The sequence below is a fragment of the Mycolicibacterium doricum genome (assembly GCF_010728155.1).
Taxonomy (GTDB): Bacteria; Actinomycetota; Actinomycetes; order Mycobacteriales; family Mycobacteriaceae; genus Mycobacterium; species Mycobacterium doricum.
On record NZ_AP022605.1, the window covers coordinates 2,330,048 to 2,346,355 of the forward strand.

11 protein-coding genes and 3 pseudogenes are annotated in these 16,308 nt (G+C 66.8%); 1 reads left to right on the top strand and 13 read right to left on the bottom strand.

The genetic code is table 11. From position 1 onward, the window contains the following. Nucleotides 1–271: 271 nt before the first annotated feature. The 6 genes and pseudogenes from G6N07_RS11405 to metH form a co-directional block, all read right to left on the bottom strand. Complete coding sequence (locus G6N07_RS11405; protein WP_085187626.1) at nt 272–1,651, bottom strand: FAD-containing oxidoreductase; 1,380 nt, start codon at nt 1,649–1,651, stop codon at nt 272–274. A 1-nt stretch (nt 1,652) separates the two neighbouring features. Beyond that, nucleotides 1,653–2,134: pseudogene (locus G6N07_RS11410) on the bottom strand (DUF4126 domain-containing protein). Nucleotides 2,135–2,213: 79 nt separating this feature from the next. Next, a complete protein-coding gene (gene hisG / locus G6N07_RS11415; RefSeq protein ID WP_085187922.1) occupies nt 2,214–3,065 on the bottom strand; it encodes an ATP phosphoribosyltransferase in 852 nt (283 codons plus the stop codon). A 5-nt stretch (nt 3,066–3,070) separates the two neighbouring features. Beyond that, entirely contained in the window at nt 3,071–3,352 is a 282-nt protein-coding gene (locus G6N07_RS11420; protein WP_085187624.1) for a phosphoribosyl-ATP diphosphatase, read from the bottom strand. A 33-nt stretch (nt 3,353–3,385) separates the two neighbouring features. Further along, entirely contained in the window at nt 3,386–4,864 is a 1,479-nt protein-coding gene (locus G6N07_RS11425) for a sugar porter family MFS transporter (RefSeq protein WP_085187920.1), read from the bottom strand. A 246-nt stretch (nt 4,865–5,110) separates the two neighbouring features. After that, entirely contained in the window at nt 5,111–8,788 is a 3,678-nt protein-coding gene (gene metH / locus G6N07_RS11430) for a methionine synthase (protein ID WP_275990665.1), read from the bottom strand. 374 nt (nt 8,789–9,162) lie between these two features. On the opposite strand from metH, the gene G6N07_RS11435 reads away from it, so the two are divergent. After that, the gene (locus G6N07_RS11435; protein ID WP_085187618.1) at nt 9,163–10,056 is read left to right on the top strand and encodes a PAC2 family protein; all 894 of its coding nucleotides are present in this window, start codon (nt 9,163–9,165) and stop codon (nt 10,054–10,056) included. Nucleotides 10,057–10,182: 126 nt separating this feature from the next. Here the strand turns inward: G6N07_RS11435 and G6N07_RS20370 are convergent. The 7 genes and pseudogenes from G6N07_RS20370 to mshC form a co-directional block, all read right to left on the bottom strand. After that, nucleotides 10,183–10,422: pseudogene (locus tag G6N07_RS20370) on the bottom strand (HNH endonuclease); the annotation flags it as partial. 31 nt (nt 10,423–10,453) lie between these two features. Next, nucleotides 10,454–10,939, bottom strand: a complete 486-nt coding sequence (locus G6N07_RS11445; protein ID WP_133055511.1) for an Imm61 family immunity protein — start codon at nt 10,937–10,939, stop codon at nt 10,454–10,456. Beyond that, entirely contained in the window at nt 10,940–12,706 is a 1,767-nt protein-coding gene (locus tag G6N07_RS11450) for a TNT domain-containing protein (RefSeq protein ID WP_085187615.1), read from the bottom strand. It lies immediately after the preceding gene. Nucleotides 12,707–12,721: 15 nt separating this feature from the next. Then, nucleotides 12,722–13,036, bottom strand: a complete 315-nt coding sequence (locus G6N07_RS11455; protein ID WP_085187612.1) for a type VII secretion target — start codon at nt 13,034–13,036, stop codon at nt 12,722–12,724. Nucleotides 13,037–13,093: 57 nt separating this feature from the next. Continuing rightward, entirely contained in the window at nt 13,094–13,498 is a 405-nt protein-coding gene (locus tag G6N07_RS11460; RefSeq protein ID WP_085187609.1) for a hypothetical protein, read from the bottom strand. Nucleotides 13,499–13,799: 301 nt separating this feature from the next. Continuing rightward, nucleotides 13,800–14,848, bottom strand: a pseudogene (locus tag G6N07_RS11465) (DUF222 domain-containing protein); the annotation flags it as partial. A gap of 193 nt (nt 14,849–15,041) precedes the next feature. Beyond that, nucleotides 15,042–16,289, bottom strand: coding sequence for a cysteine--1-D-myo-inosityl 2-amino-2-deoxy-alpha-D-glucopyranoside ligase (gene mshC / locus G6N07_RS11470; RefSeq protein ID WP_085187606.1), 1,248 nt, complete (start codon nt 16,287–16,289; stop codon nt 15,042–15,044). Between the last annotated feature and the right edge of the window lie 19 nt (nt 16,290–16,308).

Consider the following 16,308-nt stretch of genomic DNA (forward strand, 5'->3'; position numbering starts at 1 on the left):
GGGCGAAGAGCGGCGACAAGGTGGCGACGCTGACGTCGTTGGCGGTCTTCGCCCAGCACCACCTGCACTGGGTGAGCATCGACTGGTGGCCGGCTGGAACAGTTCGGCCAGCCCCGAGGATTCTCTATCGGCTGAGGTCCTTCCTCGGTGCCGGCGCGAAAACCGATGTCGACACCGGACCCGAGGGCGCACCCCTCCGACGGGAGCACACGCCACCATCTGGGCGGGCGTGTCGCGCGGGTGGCCGCCGAACTCACGGCCGGGCGTCGGGTCACGTCAGCGGTTTGAGGTCCTGCAGCATCGTCGGCACCAGTTCGCTGACGGTCGGATGGATGTGCATGGTGCGCGAGATCGCGGTGTAGGGTTTCTTGGCCGTCATGATGTCGAGGATCGCGTGCACGACCTCGTCGCCACCGACGCCGAGGATCGCCGCCCCGAGGATCTCCTCGGTCTCCGCATCGACGACCACCTTCATGAATCCCTGGGTCTCGCCCTTTTCGACCGCGCGGCCGACACGGGTCATCGGGCGCTTGCCGACCAATGCCTTGCGTCCGGACTTGCGCACCTGGTCGACCGTCATGCCGGCGCGCCCGAGGGGCGGGTCGATGTAGAGCGCGTAGGTGGTGATCCGATCGCTGACGCGCCGTGGGTCGTCGTCGAGGAGGTTCGCCGCGACAATCTCGAAATCGTTGTACGAGGTATGCGTGAAGGCGCCCATGCCGTTGCAGTCCCCCATCGCCCAGATGTGGTCGGCGGTGGTGCGAAGCTGGTCGTCGACGACGATGTAGCCGCGCTCGTCGGTCTGCACACCGGCGGCGTCGAGCCCGAGATTGTCGGTGTTGGGCTGTCTGCCGACCGCCAACAGCAGATGGCTACCGACGACGGGTTCCGCGCCGGCATTCGGAACAGCCTCGAACCCGTTGTCTTGCTTGGTGAACCGGATGTCCTTGGCGTCGAGAACGATGTCGATGCCCTCGGCTTCCAGGATGCCCTTGATCGCCGCCGAGATGTCTTCGTCTTCGCGGGAGGTCAGCCGCGGGCCGCGTTCGAGCACCGTCACCCGGGCGCCGAACCGGCGGTACATCTGGGCGAATTCCAACGCGATGTAGCTGCCGCCGACGATGACCAGATGCTCCGGCAGGGTCTCGAGGTCGAGGATGCCGACGTTGGTGAGGTAGTCGATGTCCGAGAGCCCGGGCAGATCCGGGGCGACGGCGCGGCCGCCGACGTTGAGGTAGATGCGGTCGCCCTTGAGCAGCTGGTCGTCGACGCGCACGGTATGCGGGTCTTCGAAACGGGCGTGGCCGCGGATGAACGTGCAGCCGTCCATCCCCTTCAGCCATGATTCGACGCCGTGGCGGTCGTCGAGCATGATCTTGTCCTTGCGGGCCTTGACTTTTGCCATGTCGACGGTCACCTCACCGGTGCCGACACCGTATTCGGCGCCGCGCCGGGCCAGCTGCGCCGCATGCGCGCTGGCGACGAGCGTCTTGGTGGGGATGCACCCGTAGTTCACGCAGGTGCCGCCGACCAGCTTGCGTTCGATGACGGCGACGGACTGCCCGGCCTCGGTCAGCCGCCCGGCCAGCGGCGGACCGGCCTGCCCGGCGCCGACGATGATCGCGTCGAAGGTCGTTGGCTCCGAGGTCATCTCACACCACCGAGGTGAGCCACGCGATGGCGATGCCGCCGATGACGGCCACGCCGTCCTCAGGCAGCGCGACAGGCAGGTCCCGGCCACCGTTGGCAGCGACCAGACGTTTACGGTGCTGGTATCCCCCGAGCGTGCCGAGCACCGCGCCGATGACCCCGGCGCCGATGCCGCCAAACGTGTAGCCCGAGGCAGTTCGGATCACCGCGCCGGCGAACCCGCCGGACACCAGGCGAGGGATGAACTGCATCGGCGTCTTGCGACTGGGCGTCTTCGGCAGCTGGTCGGTGACGGGTTCGCCGGCTGCGAGCATGGTCAGGACCGTCACCGTGATCGGGCGGGCGATCCACAGCGCCCAGGTTCGGTCGAGGACGATCCAGTCGAGCATCGCCGCCACGCGACCGCGGCGGGCCCGGTGAAGGCGCGCGGCCCGGCCACCACACCGATCAGCAGGGCGAGGAGCAGGACAACGGCATGCGTCATGGCAACCTCCGGCCGGGGACGAAGTCTTCCGGAAGCTATCACGTAACCCCCGCTTCCACCGGACAACGAGCGACGGTGCTCAGAAGCGGCAGAACCGGATATCGGAGGCCAGGATCGCCTTGGCGCCGATCGCGGCCAGTTCGTCCATGATCGAGTTGACGTCGCGCCGGGGCACCAGCGCCCGAACCGCCACCCAATCCGGGTCGGCAAGCGGGGCGATGGTGGGCGATTCCAGACCCGGCGTCACCTCGGTGGCCCGTTCGAGCACATGTCGAGGGCAGTCGTAGTCGAGCATCAGGTACTGCTGCCCGAACACCACGCCCTGCACGCGGGCGGCGAGTTGCTCACGCGGGGCAGTGTTTTCGTCACCGGCGCCGTCGCGCTCGATCAGCACCGCCTCCGAATCGCACAGCGAATCACCGAACGCGACCAGGTTGTGCAGCCCCAAAGTGCGTCCCGAACCGACCACGTCGGCGATAGCGTCGGCGACGCCGAGCGCCACCGAGATCTCCACCGCGCCGTCCAGGCGGATCACGGTCGCATCGATCCCTTTGGCGGCAAGGTCCTTTCGCACCAGATTCGGAAACGCGGTGGCGATTCGCTTACCGGCCAGGTCCGCGGTCGTCCAGTCGCGGCCCGCCGGTGCGGCGTAGCGGAAAGTCGACGAACCGAACCCCAGCGCCAACCGTTCGCGCACCCGCGCATCGGATTCGGCGGCCAGGTCACGTCCGGTGATACCGAAATCGAGTTGGCCCGAGCCGACGTAGATGGCGATGTCCTTGGGCCGCAGGAAGAAGAACTCGACGTTGTTGGCCGGGTCGACGACCGTGAGGTCCTTGGTATCGGTGCGGCGCCGGTAGCCGGCCTCCGACAGGATCTCGGAGGCCGGTTCGCTCAACGTGCCCTTGTTGGGCACGGCGACCCTCAGCATGCCGTTCACAGCTTGCGGTAGACGTCGTCGGGCGAAAGTCCACGGGCGATCATCAACACCTGCGTCCAGTACAGCAACTGGCTGATCTCCTCGGCAAGCGCGTCGTCACTCTCGTGTTCGGCGGCCAACCACACTTCGCCGGCCTCCTCGAGGATCTTCTTGCCCACGCCGTGCACGCCACCGTCGAGGGCCGCCACGGTGCCGCTGCCCTCAGGCCGGGTGCGCGCGCGTTCGGTCAGCTCGTCGAACAGCGCATCGAAGGTCTTCACAGGCTGCGATTCTCCCACGCCTTGCCGCGCAGCCCTGTGCGGGCACGGCGCTCAGCCCTCCTTTGCGCCCGTGGGCAGGTCCTCCTTGAGTATCTCGCCGTGCATGTCCTCCAGGGACACGCCCTTGGTCTCCCGCACCCAGCGCCAGACGAACAGGCCCGACAGGATCGCGCACAGCCCGTAGAAGCCATAGGCCAGACCGAGGTGCTCGCGCAATCCCGGGAAGCTGACGGTGATCAGCCAGTTGGCCGCCCACTGGCCGGCGGCGGCCAGACCCAGCGCGGCGGCCCGGATGCGGTTGGGGAACATCTCGCCGAGCAGCACCCACACCACCGGGCCCCAGGACATGCCGAACGCGACGACGAACAGGTTCGCCGCGATCAGCGCGATCACACCGGATGCGCCGGGCAGGCTCGGGTTGCCTGCGGCGTCGAGCGTCGCATTGGCGAAGATGACCGCCATGGTGATCAGGGTGACCGCCATGCCGGAGGAGCCGATGAGCAGCAGCGGTTTGCGGCCGATCTTGTCGATCAGCGCGATCGCGATGAGCGTGGTCAACACGTTGATCACCGACGTGATCACGGTGTAGACCGCCGATTCGTCGGCGCTGAAGCCGACCGCCTGCCACAGCACGTTCGAGTAGTAGAAGATCACGTTGATACCGACGAACTGCTGGAAAACGGACAGCCCGAGGCCCACCCAGACGATGCCGTAGAGGCCGCCGGTGGGTTTGCGCAGATCCCGCCACGACGGCTTGTCCTCGCGCTCCAGGGTCTCCCGGATGCGGGTGATCGTGATCTCCAGGTTCTTCTGCCCGAGCAGCGTGCTGAGCACCCGGCGTGCCTCCGGGATCTTGTGGCTGGCAACAAGATAGCGCGGTGATTCGGGGATCGTGAACGCCAGCGCGCCGTACACCACGGCGGGCACCGCCATCGCCAGGAACATCCAGCGCCAAGCGTCCACCCCGAACCACAGCGGCTCGTTCGGCCCTCCTGCGGCCCACTGCAGCACCCAGTTGACGACGAAAGACAGGAAGATGCCGGACACGATCGCCAGCTGCTGCAGGGAACCGAGGCGGCCCCGGATGCTCGGTGGTGAGGTCTCCGCGATGTAGGCCGGTGCGATCACCGATGCCACACCGACGCCGATGCCGCCGACGATCCGGAACAGCACGACGGCCCACACCTCCGGCGCGAAACCCGTGCCGAACGCGCTCACCAGGAACAGCACCGCCGCGATCTTCATCACCGCGATGCGCCCGATCCTGTCGGCGATGCGCCCGGCGGTCATCGCCCCGGCAGCGGCGCCGAGCAGCGCCGACGCGACGGCGAATCCGAGTTCGGCGTCACCGATGCCGAAGTCCTCCTGGATCGAGTCGACGGCGCCGTTGACGACCGCGCTGTCGTAACCGAACAGGAGCCCACCGAGGGCCGCCACGGAGGCGATCCGGACCGCGGTCTTGCCGGAGGCGAATTGGTCCTCCGAGGTCGGCAGATCGTCTCCTACCGGCGCCCCTCGATGACGAGCCATCGAACGTCCCTTTCCCGCGCGCATGACCGGAAACCGCATTCAGGACCGTTCCGGCCGGAACAGGTGGGTTCCCCCAGGCGCGCCGGGCGAAACCGGACAACGTTTGGACGCCGCCGTCAAGCGGTGCGTCTGCCGGAGACGGCGTCGATCTCGGCGTGCAACCCGCGTAGGTCATCGACGGCCACCTCGTGCAGCGAACTCAGTAGCCGTCGGGGACGACGACATCGGTGGGCACCGCGCGCACGCTCAGTCCTCGGGGTTGTACCCGAGGTTGGGGGCAAGCCAGCGCTCGGCTTCCTTCAGGGTCCAACCCTTGCGTCTCGCATAGTCGGCGACCTGGTCCTGGGCGATCCGACCGACCACGAAGTACTGCGACTGCGGATGCGAGAAGTACCACCCGCTGACAGCAGCGCCGGGCCACATCGCCATCGACTCGGTCAGCTCGATGCCGGTCCGTTCCGTGACGTCCATCAGCTCCCAGAGCGTTGACTTCTCGGTGTGCTCGGGGCAGGCCGGATAGCCGGGGGCCGGGCGGATCCCCACGTACTTCTCGCCTATGAGTGCGTCGTTGTCCAGCTGCTCCTCAGGCTGGTATCCCCAGAACTCCTTGCGGACCCGTTGGTGCATCCGTTCGGCGAAGGCCTCTGCCAGTCGGTCGGCGAGTGACTCCAACAGGATCGCGCTGTAGTCGTCGTTGGCTGCCTTGAACTCGGCGATCTTGTCTTGGCTGCCGAGCCCCGCCGTGACGGCAAAGGCCCCCACGTAGTCGGCGAGACCGGTGTCCTTCGGCGCGATGTAGTCGCCGAGGCTCCGGTTCGGGATGCCGTCGCGGTGCTCGCCTTGCTGACGCAGGTGGTGCAATGTGGTCAGCACCTCGGAACGGGTGTCGTCGGTGTAGACCTCGATGTCTTCTGCACCCGAGGCGACGGCGTTGGCCGGGAAGAAGCCGATCACCCCGTTGGCGGTCAGCCACTTCTCCTTGATCAGGGTGTCGAGCATCTCTTGGGCGTCGTCGTAAAGCTTGCGGGCCGTCTCGCCCGAGACGGGGTTGTTGAGGATGTCGGGGAATCTCCCCTTCATCTCCCAGGCGTTGAAGAACGGCTGCCAGTCGATGTATTCACGAAGCTCGGCGATGTCGTAGTCGGAAAAATCCCGCACTCCCGCACCGATTGCGGGCACCGGCGGCGTGTAGCGGTCCCACTCGATCGGCGTGCGGTTCGCACGCGCCTTTTCCAGCGTCAGCATCGGCCGCTCGTTCTTCTGGGCATGCCGTTCGCGCAGCGATGCGTAATCCTTCTCGGTGGCCTCCAGCAGGGCCGGTCGCTGCTTGTCGTCGAGGAGCGCGGCGGCGACCGGCACCGAGCGGGACGCATCCTTGACCCAGACCACCGGACCGCTACGCCGTGGCGCCACCTTCACGGCCGTGTGAGCGCGCGAAGTGGTCGCGCCACCGATCAGCAGCGGGATCTGGAGCCCCTCGCGTTCCATCTCGACGGCGAAGTTGACCATCTCGTCCAGCGACGGGGTGATCAGCCCGGAGAGTCCGATGATGTCGGCGTCGTGCTCCTTGGCCGCGTCGAGGATCTTCTGGGCGGGCACCATCACACCCAGGTCGATCACCTCGAAGTTGTTGCACTGCAGGACCACGCCGACGATGTTCTTGCCGATGTCGTGGACGTCGCCCTTGACCGTCGCCATGACGATCGTGCCGTTTGTGTCCTTTTTCGCAGCCTCCCCGGGCAAGGGCTGCGCCTTCTCCGCCTCGATGAACGGCAGCAGGTACGCCACGGCCTTCTTCATCACCCGGGCCGACTTCACGACCTGCGGCAGGAACATCTTGCCTGCGCCGAAGAGATCGCCGACGACGTTCATGCCGTCCATCAGCGGGCCCTCGATCACCTCGATCGGCCGCCCTCCGGCGGCGGCGATCTCGGCCCGCAGTTCCTCGGTGTCGGTCTCGACGTCGGCGTCGATGCCCTTGACCAGGGCGTGGGTGATCCGCTCGCGGACCGGCAGGCTGCGCCATTCTTGGACAGCGGGGTCGTCGGTTCGTTGCGACGTGTTGAACCGTTCCGCGATCTCCAGCAGCCGCTCGGCGGCGTCCTCGCGACGGTTCAGGACGACATCCTCGATACGGTCCCGCAGCTCCGGGTCGATCGAGTCGTAGGGCACCAGCGCACCTGCGTTGACGATGCCCATGTCCAGACCGGCCTTGATGGCGTGGAACAGGAACACCGAGTGGATCGCCTCGCGGACCGGGTTGTTCCCGCGGAACGAGAACGACACGTTGGAAATGCCGCCGGAGATGTGCACCCCGGGCAGGTTCTCCTTGATCCAGGCGCACGCCTCGATGAAGTCGATCCCGTATGTCGCGTGCTCCTCGATCCCGGTCGCCAGCGCGAAGCAGTTCGGGTCGAAGATGATGTCCTCGGCCGGGAAGCCGACCTCTTCGGTGAGAATCCGGTAGGCGCGCGAGCAGATCGCCTTGCGGCGTTCCAGGTTGTCGGCCTGACCCTGCTCGTCGAAGGCCATCACGACGACTGCGGCGCCGTACTTGCGGCACAGCCGCGCCTCGCGGATGAACTTCTCCTCGCCCTCCTTCAGTGAGATCGAGTTGACGATCGGCTTGCCCTGAACGTTCTTCAGGCCCGCCTCGATGACCTCCCACTTGGAGGAGTCGATCATTACCGGGACGCGGCTGATGTCCGGCTCCGCCGCGATCAGCTTGGTGAACCGGTCCATCGCGGCGACACCGTCGATCATGCCCTCGTCCATGTTGATGTCGATGACCTGGGCACCGACCTCGACCTGCTGCAGGGCGACCGACAGCGCGCTGTCGTAGTCCTCGGCTTTGATCAGGTTGCGGAACCGGGCGGAGCCGGTGATGTTGGTGCGCTCACCGATGTTCACGAACAGCGAGTCATCGGTGATGTTGAGCGGCTCGAGGCCCGAGAGCCGGGTGGCCACCGGGAGCTCCGGCAGCTCCCGTGGCGGCTTGCCCTCGACGACCTTGGCGATCTCGGCGATGTGCGGCGGTGCCGTTCCGCAGCACCCACCGACCAGGTTCACCAGGCCCGCCTCGGCGAACTCGGCGATGTAGCCGGCCTGCTGCTCCGGGGACTCGTCGTACTCGCCGAAGGCGTTGGGCAGCCCGGCGTTCGGATAGCAGGAGACGAAGGTGTCCGCGATCCGCGCGACCTCGGCGATGTAGGGCCTCATCTCCGGAGCCCCGAGGGCACAGTTCAAGCCGATTGCGAGCGGCTTCGCGTGCCTGATCGCGTTCCAGAACGCTTCGGTGACCTGACCGGACAAGGTCCGCCCGGAGGCATCGGTGATGGTGCCCGAGATGATCACCGGCCAGCGGCGTCCACGCTGCTCGAACAGTGTCTCGATGGCGAACACTGCCGCCTTGGCGTTCAACGAGTCGAAGATCGTCTCGATGATGAGCAGGTCGGCGCCGCCGTCGACCAGTCCCGTTGCGGCTTCGAGGTAGGCGGCGACGAGCTCGTCATAGGAGACGTTGCGGGCGCCGGGGTCGTTGACGTCCGGCGAGATCGACGCGGTCCGTGTGGTGGGTCCGATGGCGCCGGCGACGTAGCGGGGCTTGTCCGGGGTGCTGTACTCGTCGGCGGCCTTGCGCGCCAGGGCAGCGCCGGCGTAGTTCAGCTCGTAGGCCAGGTCCGCCATGTCGTAGTCGGACAGTGAGATCGCGTTCGCGTTGAACGTGTTGGTCTCGAGGATGTCGGCGCCCGCCTCGAGGTATTCGCGGTGGATTCGCTCGATGATCTGCGGCTGCGTCAGGTTGAGCAGGTCGTTGTTGCCCTGAAGGGCGGTCGGCCACTCCGTGAATCGATCGCCGCGGTAGCCGGCCTCGTCCGGGCGGTCCCGCTGGATCGCCGTGCCCATCGCGCCGTCGATCACCATGATCCGCCGGCGCAGAGCTGCGGTCAGTTCATCGGTGCAGTCTGGGCGGATGTTCGGCTCGAAGGCTTTCGACGCGGAGCTGTTCGTCTTGACAACGCTCACGTGCACTCCTTCCGTAGCGGAAGGCGTCCTTGACTCTGCCGAGCGTGGCGGATACCGAGGGACCCGGTCCCCCGAGATAACCGTTGCAACGCCTCTCGACCAGAAGAGTCTACGTCGTCACCCGAACGACGTATGGACGCACAGCTCGTCACCGAACTGGGGCGACGGCTCACTTGTCCGCAGCAGTTTCATCGTCAGGGTAGTACGTGACTGCAAACCGCCGACTGAGTCGATGGGGCTCATGCATGCCCGTCAGGCCTTAGGCTGACGTTGTGACCCCATCGGACTTCGGCCCAGAGAAGGGACCTGACGTGGCGCCGTTGCGCGATGCCGTGGTCGTCGCCGCGTTCGAGGGGTGGAACGATGCCGGCGACGCGGCCAGCGACGCACTCGAACACCTGGACGCGATCTGGGAGGCCGAGCCGATCGCCGAGATCGACGACGAGTCGTACTACGACTATCAGGTCAACCGGCCGGTGATCCGCCAGGTCGACGGTGTGACCCGCGAACTGGTGTGGCCGTCGATGCGGATCTCGCACTGCCGCCCGCCCGGCGCCGAGCGCGACATCGTGCTGATGCACGGGGTGGAGCCCAACATGCGCTGGCGCACGTTCTGCGCGGAGTTGCTCAACATCGCCGACAAACTCAACGTGCAGACCGTCGTCATCCTGGGGGCGCTGCTCGCCGACACCCCGCACACCCGGCCGGTGCCGGTCTCCGGCGCGGCCTACTCCCCCGAGTCGGCGAAGTTCTTCGGCCTGGAGGAGACCCGCTACGAGGGGCCGACCGGCATCGCCGGGGTGTTCCAGGACGCCTGTGTGCAGGCCGGGATCCCGGCGGTGACGTTCTGGGCGGCCGTCCCTCACTACGTGTCCCAGCCGCCGAACCCGAAGGCGACCGTGGCGCTGCTGCGCCGCGTCGAGGACGTCCTCGACATCGAGGTCCCGCTGGCCGACCTGCCGACGGAGGCCGAGGAGTGGGAGGAGGCGGTCACCGAGATGACCGCCGAAGATGACGAGATCGCCGAGTACGTGGCCTCCCTCGAACAACGCGGCGACGCCGAGGTCGACATGACCGAGGTGCTGGGCAAGATCGACGGCGACGCGCTCGCCGCCGAATTCGAACGGTACCTGCGCAGGCGCGGGCCCGGTTTCCGCAACAGCTGATTTGCCGCTCTTCGCGCTGGCCGAATGTACAGATCGACCGGGAAACACGGTGGGCCTGGGTTCTCGCCCACCGTTGGCTCTGGGCCACATCGAGTGAATCGCGGCGCGGCCGGCTTCCGAAGCGGCTCAGTTTTTGGTTGGCGGTGGGGTTTGAATGGTTAGTACCACCACCAATCGGCGCGTTGCGCGCTGGGTCCGCGGTAGGGGGCGACCTTCGGCGGGGGTGGTTGGGTGGGCGGGCCAGCGATCCCGAGTGCAGTTGTCGCCCGGTGCTGTCGGTGACGGTCAGCTGGGATGTGGGTCCGGTGATGGTGATGACGCCGCGGTGGTGCAACCGATGGTGGTACGGCAGAGCAGCACGAGGTTGCTGAAAAGTCGAAGATCTACCCCCTGGAAGCTACGCGACACCTTCCCTCACCGTCTGCTCAACCTCTTCCAGGGACATATCCAGCACGTGGCTAAACACCGGAACCTCCGAAGCCGGCAGGATGGCAATGCCGCCGTGCAGCCACAGTTCAACGACATACTCACGGTCCGTCGGGAGCACCTCGACTCCTGGTTTGATACCGAGTGAGTGAAGATACCTGCCCAATTGTTTCGCACGCATCACACTTCGAGCTACTGATGCCCATCTCCACACGAGATACTTCTCCGCCAGGTCGAAAGTAGAGAATTTGGCAGTGCTGCTGTACCGTCGTCCGCGTTCGTCGACTGTGTCGAGCACCCACCAGCCATTGTCTTGTCGCAGGTGGAAAGATTGGTCGTCGGAGGTAAAAGCTACTTCGCAGTCTTCACAGTCGGTCGATACGGCTACGTGCGTCAAGTGAGCCGAATTGGCCCATTCAATCCAGCTCGCGGCCAATTTTGAAAAGTCCGTCGACATTTATTCAATCTCCTTCAGGAAGCCCGAATCGAGCAGCTTCTGCACTGAAGCCTCTTCTCCAGGGGGCGCGATGATCCGATATTGGGTGCCACCGCCGGGCTGATGAAACCAAGATGCCGCGTCTGATTGTTCGACGTGGTAACCGGGCGGAAGTGCTGTGGGATCGTCCACGACATATTGGAAGTAGTCTTTTTGAGCGCTGCCTGGGGGCAGCGCGCGTTCAGTGAAGGGAGTTCCGTCGGGAGCTAGCCAAGCGCCGCCGGGGTGACCGAAGCGGTCCACGACGGTGCCAGCGGGCAATTCGGCTTCGGGAACGACGGTGCCCTGTACCGCGTACGGTTTGCTCGGCAGGCTGTCGTCGGGGTAGACGAGGCTACCGTCAGGGTTGGTGAATTCCGGACCTGGAGGTGTCGGGTGGTATCCGTCGAACAAGGGTGAGTCCGCTGGGAGCGGACCGCCTGCCACTGGCGCGTGAGGCGACGAGCCGCCAGCGTGGTCGCCAACGACTGGTGTGTGATGGTCGCTGCCAGGGAGTGGGATGGGGTGGTCGATTGTGGGTGTTGGGTTGTCAATGAGGTCGTTGGGGACGGGGGTGTGAGCGTTGGCTCCGGCGGCGGCGAGGTCGTCGAGTTCCCCGGCGCCGGCTCTGGCGACGAGGGCGGCTTCGCCGCCGAGGATGGCGCCGGGCGCGGTGACGGCGGTTTCGCCGAGTTGCTCACCCAGGTAGTGGCCGGGGTATTTCGTGGCGTGCTCGACTTCCTCGGTCCAGGAGTCGATGGGGTTGGTGATTCGTTCCCAGGTGCCCTTGGCCGTGTCGGTCCAGGAGTCCTTGAAATCCTCCAATCCGTTTGCCGCGATCAGGTCTTGGAGGTGTTCTTCGGTGTTAAACCAGCCTTCGGCGAACCCGTCGGAGACACTGGGAGCCGGCCCGGGCTTCTCGGTGGGTTTGTAGTCCGACAGGGGTTGCCGGGCCGCGGCGATCATGGCGTCCAGGCGCGCCTCGATCTGATCGGCCGGCACGCCCTGGTCTTGCAGTATCCGCCGAGCGGTCGCTTTGGCGCTCTCAACTGCCTTCGGGTCCAACGGCACCGGTGCGGTGCCGGCTGCCGAATCCCCTGCGGATGCCGGCACAGGCTGCCCGGCAAGCTGCTCGAGTGCACCACCCAGACTGTCCGGTGATGTGGGCGCGTCGTCAGCGGGCTTGGCGGCGGCGGCGACGGAGGGCGGCACCGCGAACGGTCCGATCTGCCTCGGCGCCGGGGCTGGTGCCGTGTCCGTGGTGCTGGCGGTGCGTATCGCTTGCGCCAGATCAGCATCCACCAGTCGGCCGGCGGCCTCGACCGCGGCAATGCGCTCTTGCAGGTGGGTGACCTTGGCCGCGACCTCGGCAGCCGCATCGTCGGTCAGGTAGTCGGTGTTGGGCGCGATGACCTGATTGGTTTCCTGGTCGATCTCCACCGGGTAGGGCATCTCGGCGGCGTCATTGAGAATGCTTTTGATCTGGTTGGCGATGAGCTCGGATTGTTCCTGGGCGCGCCCCATGCCGGTGGCGGCGGTGCCCAGGTTCTCGGCGGTCGCGTCATGATCGCCGGCGCTGGCCACCATCCCCTCGCGGGCCGCCTCGCCGCCTTCGCCTTCCCAAGTAGACGCTGTGGCCAGCGCGCGGTAGACGTCCGCCGAGTTGGTGTGGTTGGTGGCGGCATCGCGGGTCGCGGTCGCGAGGTCGTCGATCTCAGTAGGCCACTCGCGCAGCTCCCGCAAGTTCATCGCAACGAACTCCGCTTACGACCTCGGGACAGCGTCGTCGATGGTGCCTGCGCCATGGGTGTCGGTGCGCACATAGGCGTCGGCGGCGTCCCGATGGCCCTTCGCGTGCTTGGCGAACTGCGCGCCGTAACGCGTGGCGTCGGCCGCCCAGGCCGCCAGCATCCCCGGCAACCCCGCAGACGCCAGCCCCGATCCAAGCGCTACCTTGCCCGCCCGCGCCTGCGCCGCCTGATACGCGGCCCCAAACCCGCTGGCGTGAGTGTCGAGCTGGCCGGCGGTCTGGTGCAGCTCGCCCGGATCGACCGTCAACGGCTCCCCCGGAGTCCTCATATGGCCCCCTTGCAGCAAACCCGGTATCAGCCGCAGACTACACCACCGGCCGCCGTCTCAAGACGCCACGGCGACCATTCCGAACTCGACGACGCAGGTCAGCCCGGCGTTCATCGCGGTCGCGATGCGTGGTGTGGCGCACTGCCGCGATGGCGCCAAACCCGGCGATGCGATGAAGAGTCTGCAGGCGATGCTGCGATGGCTGGAAGCGCAGCGGCACCAGACCGGCCGCACGATTGGGCACCGGCCCATTGGTGCCGCCGCCTGTGAGGGCTCGACGAGCTGATCGGCCGGGCCCGGATTCTGGCCGATACTGTGCCGGCCGACGCCCCGCCTACCCGCAGCCTCATCGAATGTCACGTCGGCGACGTCGCCGACACCCTGGGGATGATCGCCACGACGTTGCGCAAGGTGGCTGACCTGACGACAGAGGGCGGCGAATCCGTCGAAGCGCGCCGCCAACCGTTCCTGCGGTTCGTTACTCGCGTCAATTCCGAGGGACTCGCGTCAATTCCGAGGGCTACCAGGTTGCTGACAACCTCGCCATCACCGACACCACGAACTGGCCCGGGGCTACCTCGATAAGGAGGACATCTCACTGCTATGGAAGAACGGTCCCAGGCGGATCAGTCTGTATCCATCGCGTTCAGATGCTGAACGGGAAGGGTTCGACAGCTCGCACGATGGTGTCCCACAACTGATTATCGAGCAGGGCGACCTGCAGATTTGGCTCATCGAATTTGTTGAGGATGATCCCGCAGCACAGGTCGCTGGCCCCGCCGTCTTCCCAGTGCTGGATGTGGTGTGCGTGCAGTTCGCGGGTTGCGCCACACCCGGGGACCGAGCAGGCGCGGTCGCGGTGTTCGAGCGCGCGTCGGAGCCTGCGGCTGATCAGCCGGGTGGTACGGCCGGAGCCGATGGGGCGGCCGTCCCGTTCAAACCACACCTCACAGGTGGCGTCACAGGTCAGGTAGCGGCGGTCGGCATCGCAGAGCAGCGGACCCAGGTGCAGCGCGGCGCTGCGGTCCTTGACGTCGAGGTGCATCGCCACGGTGTGTGGTGATCGTGTGGGCGGCGGGCGGCTTCGGCGTCCCAGCCGGCCTCGACCAGCGCCGTGAAAGCGTCGGCGATGGTGGGCAGCGGCGGCCGGCCCACAGCAGTGCTATCGCCGTGGTGCGTTTCCACTGCGATAGCCCTGGTGATGTGATGGGACTGAAGGGCCGCGTCGAACGTCGCCGCCTGCGCATGCGGCAGGGTGATGTCAGTAGGTGTGTTCGTCATCGGTGGTCTTGGAGACCGAGGGCTGGGGTTCCGGCCGAGGACCTGGCTCAGGTTTCGGGTCGGGCTCCGCGTCGAATTCAGACTCCGATTCCGGTTCGGGGGTGGGGCGGGGTTCGAGCTTGATCGCCGTGCGCAATTGGTTGACGCTGGCGTGCTTGGCCAAACTCGGCGTAGTGCTCATCGGATCCAGCGCCGGCCCCCGCGGCGATCACCCCGACCTGATCCAGCGACAGCCGGCCCTCCCGCAAGGCTTGCGCGCAGCGCGGGAACTCCGCCAACCGGTGCGCGATCGCGGCGACCGTCTTACCGTGGTTAGACGAAGAACCAGTCTTCCACGCCATCAGCGCCGCCACCGATCGGGCGCCGGTGATGCCACACAACTCGTCATGGTCCGATCTCGGCGGCGATCTCCACGATGCGGCCATCGATCGGATTACGTTGACCCGCCAGCTCCGCCAATTCCTCGAACAACACCTCGAGACGACCCATGGGGCGCACCGCCACCGCGCTAGACGATGCGTTCGAGGGCATGATCCCATACTCGCAGCAGGGTCCGAGATTTCTGAGCCGTGATCCGGTGAAGGCCGAACGTGAAACACGACCACGTTGACGTCGAGTACCCCGTGGATGGCGTCGGGATCCACCACCAGGACAGAGCCGTAGCCGGCGATCCCCGCGTTGGCGATGTCGATGTCGATGTCGTTGGCGATGTCGATTCCGCCGGCTAATCCACGGCGAGCGCAACACCGAGCAACGCGTCGATGGCCGAGGCGACGATTTCGGGCGCCTGGGCGTCACTGCCGCCGTCGTCGAGCGCCTCGGTACACCAGGCGTCCAGCGCGACGAGCGCTTTCGGGGTGTTCAGATCGTCGGCGAGGTAGGTGCGCACCCTGGCCAGCACGTCAGTGGCGTCAGGCCCCGCCGGCAGGGCGGTGGCGCGCCGCCAGCGCTGCAGCCGGGTCTGCGCGTCGGCCAGAACCTCGTCGCTCCAGAACCGGTCGGACCGGTAATGGCCGGCGAGCAGACCCAGGCGGATCGCGGACGGGTCGACACCCTCGGCGCGCAACCGCGACACCAGCACCAGGTTGCCGCGGCTCTTGCTCATCTTGTGCCCGTCCCAGCCGATCATGCCGGCGTGCACGTAATGCCGGGCGAAGCGCCGCTCGCCGGTGACCGACTCCGCGTGGGCGGCCGAGAACTCGTGGTGCGGGAAGATCAGGTCGCTGCCGCCGCCCTGGATGTCCAGACCAGCGCCGATGCGGCTGAGCGCGATGGCCGCGCACTCCACGTGCCAGCCGGGGCGGCCCGGGCCGAACGGCGACGGCCAGCTCGGCTCGCCCGGGCGCTGGGTGCGCCACAGCAGCGCATCGAGTCGGTCGGCCTTACCGGGGCGTTCCGGGTCGCCGCCGCGCTCGGCGAACAGGGTCAGCATCGTGTCGTGGTCGTAGTTCGACTCGTAGCCGAACTGGACCGTCGCGTCGGCGCGATAGTACACGTCGGGAAACTCGGCGTCGTCGACGACGTAGGCGGCGCCGGAGGCCAGCATCTTCTCCACCAACTCGATGACCTCCGCGATCGCGTCGGTGGCCGCGACGTAGTCGTGCGGCGGCAGCACCCGCAAGGCGGCCATGTCCTCGCGGAACAGCTGGATCTCCCGGGCGCCGAGTTCGCGCCAGTCGATCCCGTCGCGGGCGGCGCGCTCGAACAGCGGATCGTCGACGTCGGTGATGTTCTGCACGTAATGCACCCGTTGTCCGGCGTCCAGCCACAGCCGGTGCACGAGGTCGAACGCCAGATAGGTGGCGGCGTGGCCGAGGTGCGTCGCGTCGTACGGCGTGATCCCGCAGACATACATGGTGGCCGTCTCGCCCGCCGACACGGGCCGGACCTGGCGGTCTGCGCTGTCGTAGAGCCGCAGTTGCGGGCCACGGCCGGGCAGGGCCGGGACCTCCGGCGCGGACCACGATTCCATGACGTCGACTCTAGGGTGT

Coding starts and splice junctions, on each gene's coding strand:
- G6N07_RS11405 (WP_085187626.1), bottom strand. CDS start 1,651: ATGACCTCGGAGCCAACGACCTTCGACGCGATCATCGTCGGCGCCGGG.
- hisG (WP_085187922.1), bottom strand. CDS start 3,065: ATGCTGAGGGTCGCCGTGCCCAACAAGGGCACGTTGAGCGAACCGGCC.
- G6N07_RS11425 (WP_085187920.1), bottom strand. CDS start 4,864: ATGGCTCGTCATCGAGGGGCGCCGGTAGGAGACGATCTGCCGACCTCG.
- metH (WP_275990665.1), bottom strand. CDS start 8,788: ATGGTGATCGACGGCGCGATGGGCACGGCGATCCAGCGGGACCGCCCG.
- G6N07_RS11445 (WP_133055511.1), bottom strand. CDS start 10,939: ATGTCGACGGACTTTTCAAAATTGGCCGCGAGCTGGATTGAATGGGCC.
- G6N07_RS11450 (WP_085187615.1), bottom strand. CDS start 12,706: ATGAACTTGCGGGAGCTGCGCGAGTGGCCTACTGAGATCGACGACCTC.
- G6N07_RS11455 (WP_085187612.1), bottom strand. CDS start 13,036: ATGAGGACTCCGGGGGAGCCGTTGACGGTCGATCCGGGCGAGCTGCAC.
- mshC (WP_085187606.1), bottom strand. CDS start 16,289: ATGGAATCGTGGTCCGCGCCGGAGGTCCCGGCCCTGCCCGGCCGTGGC.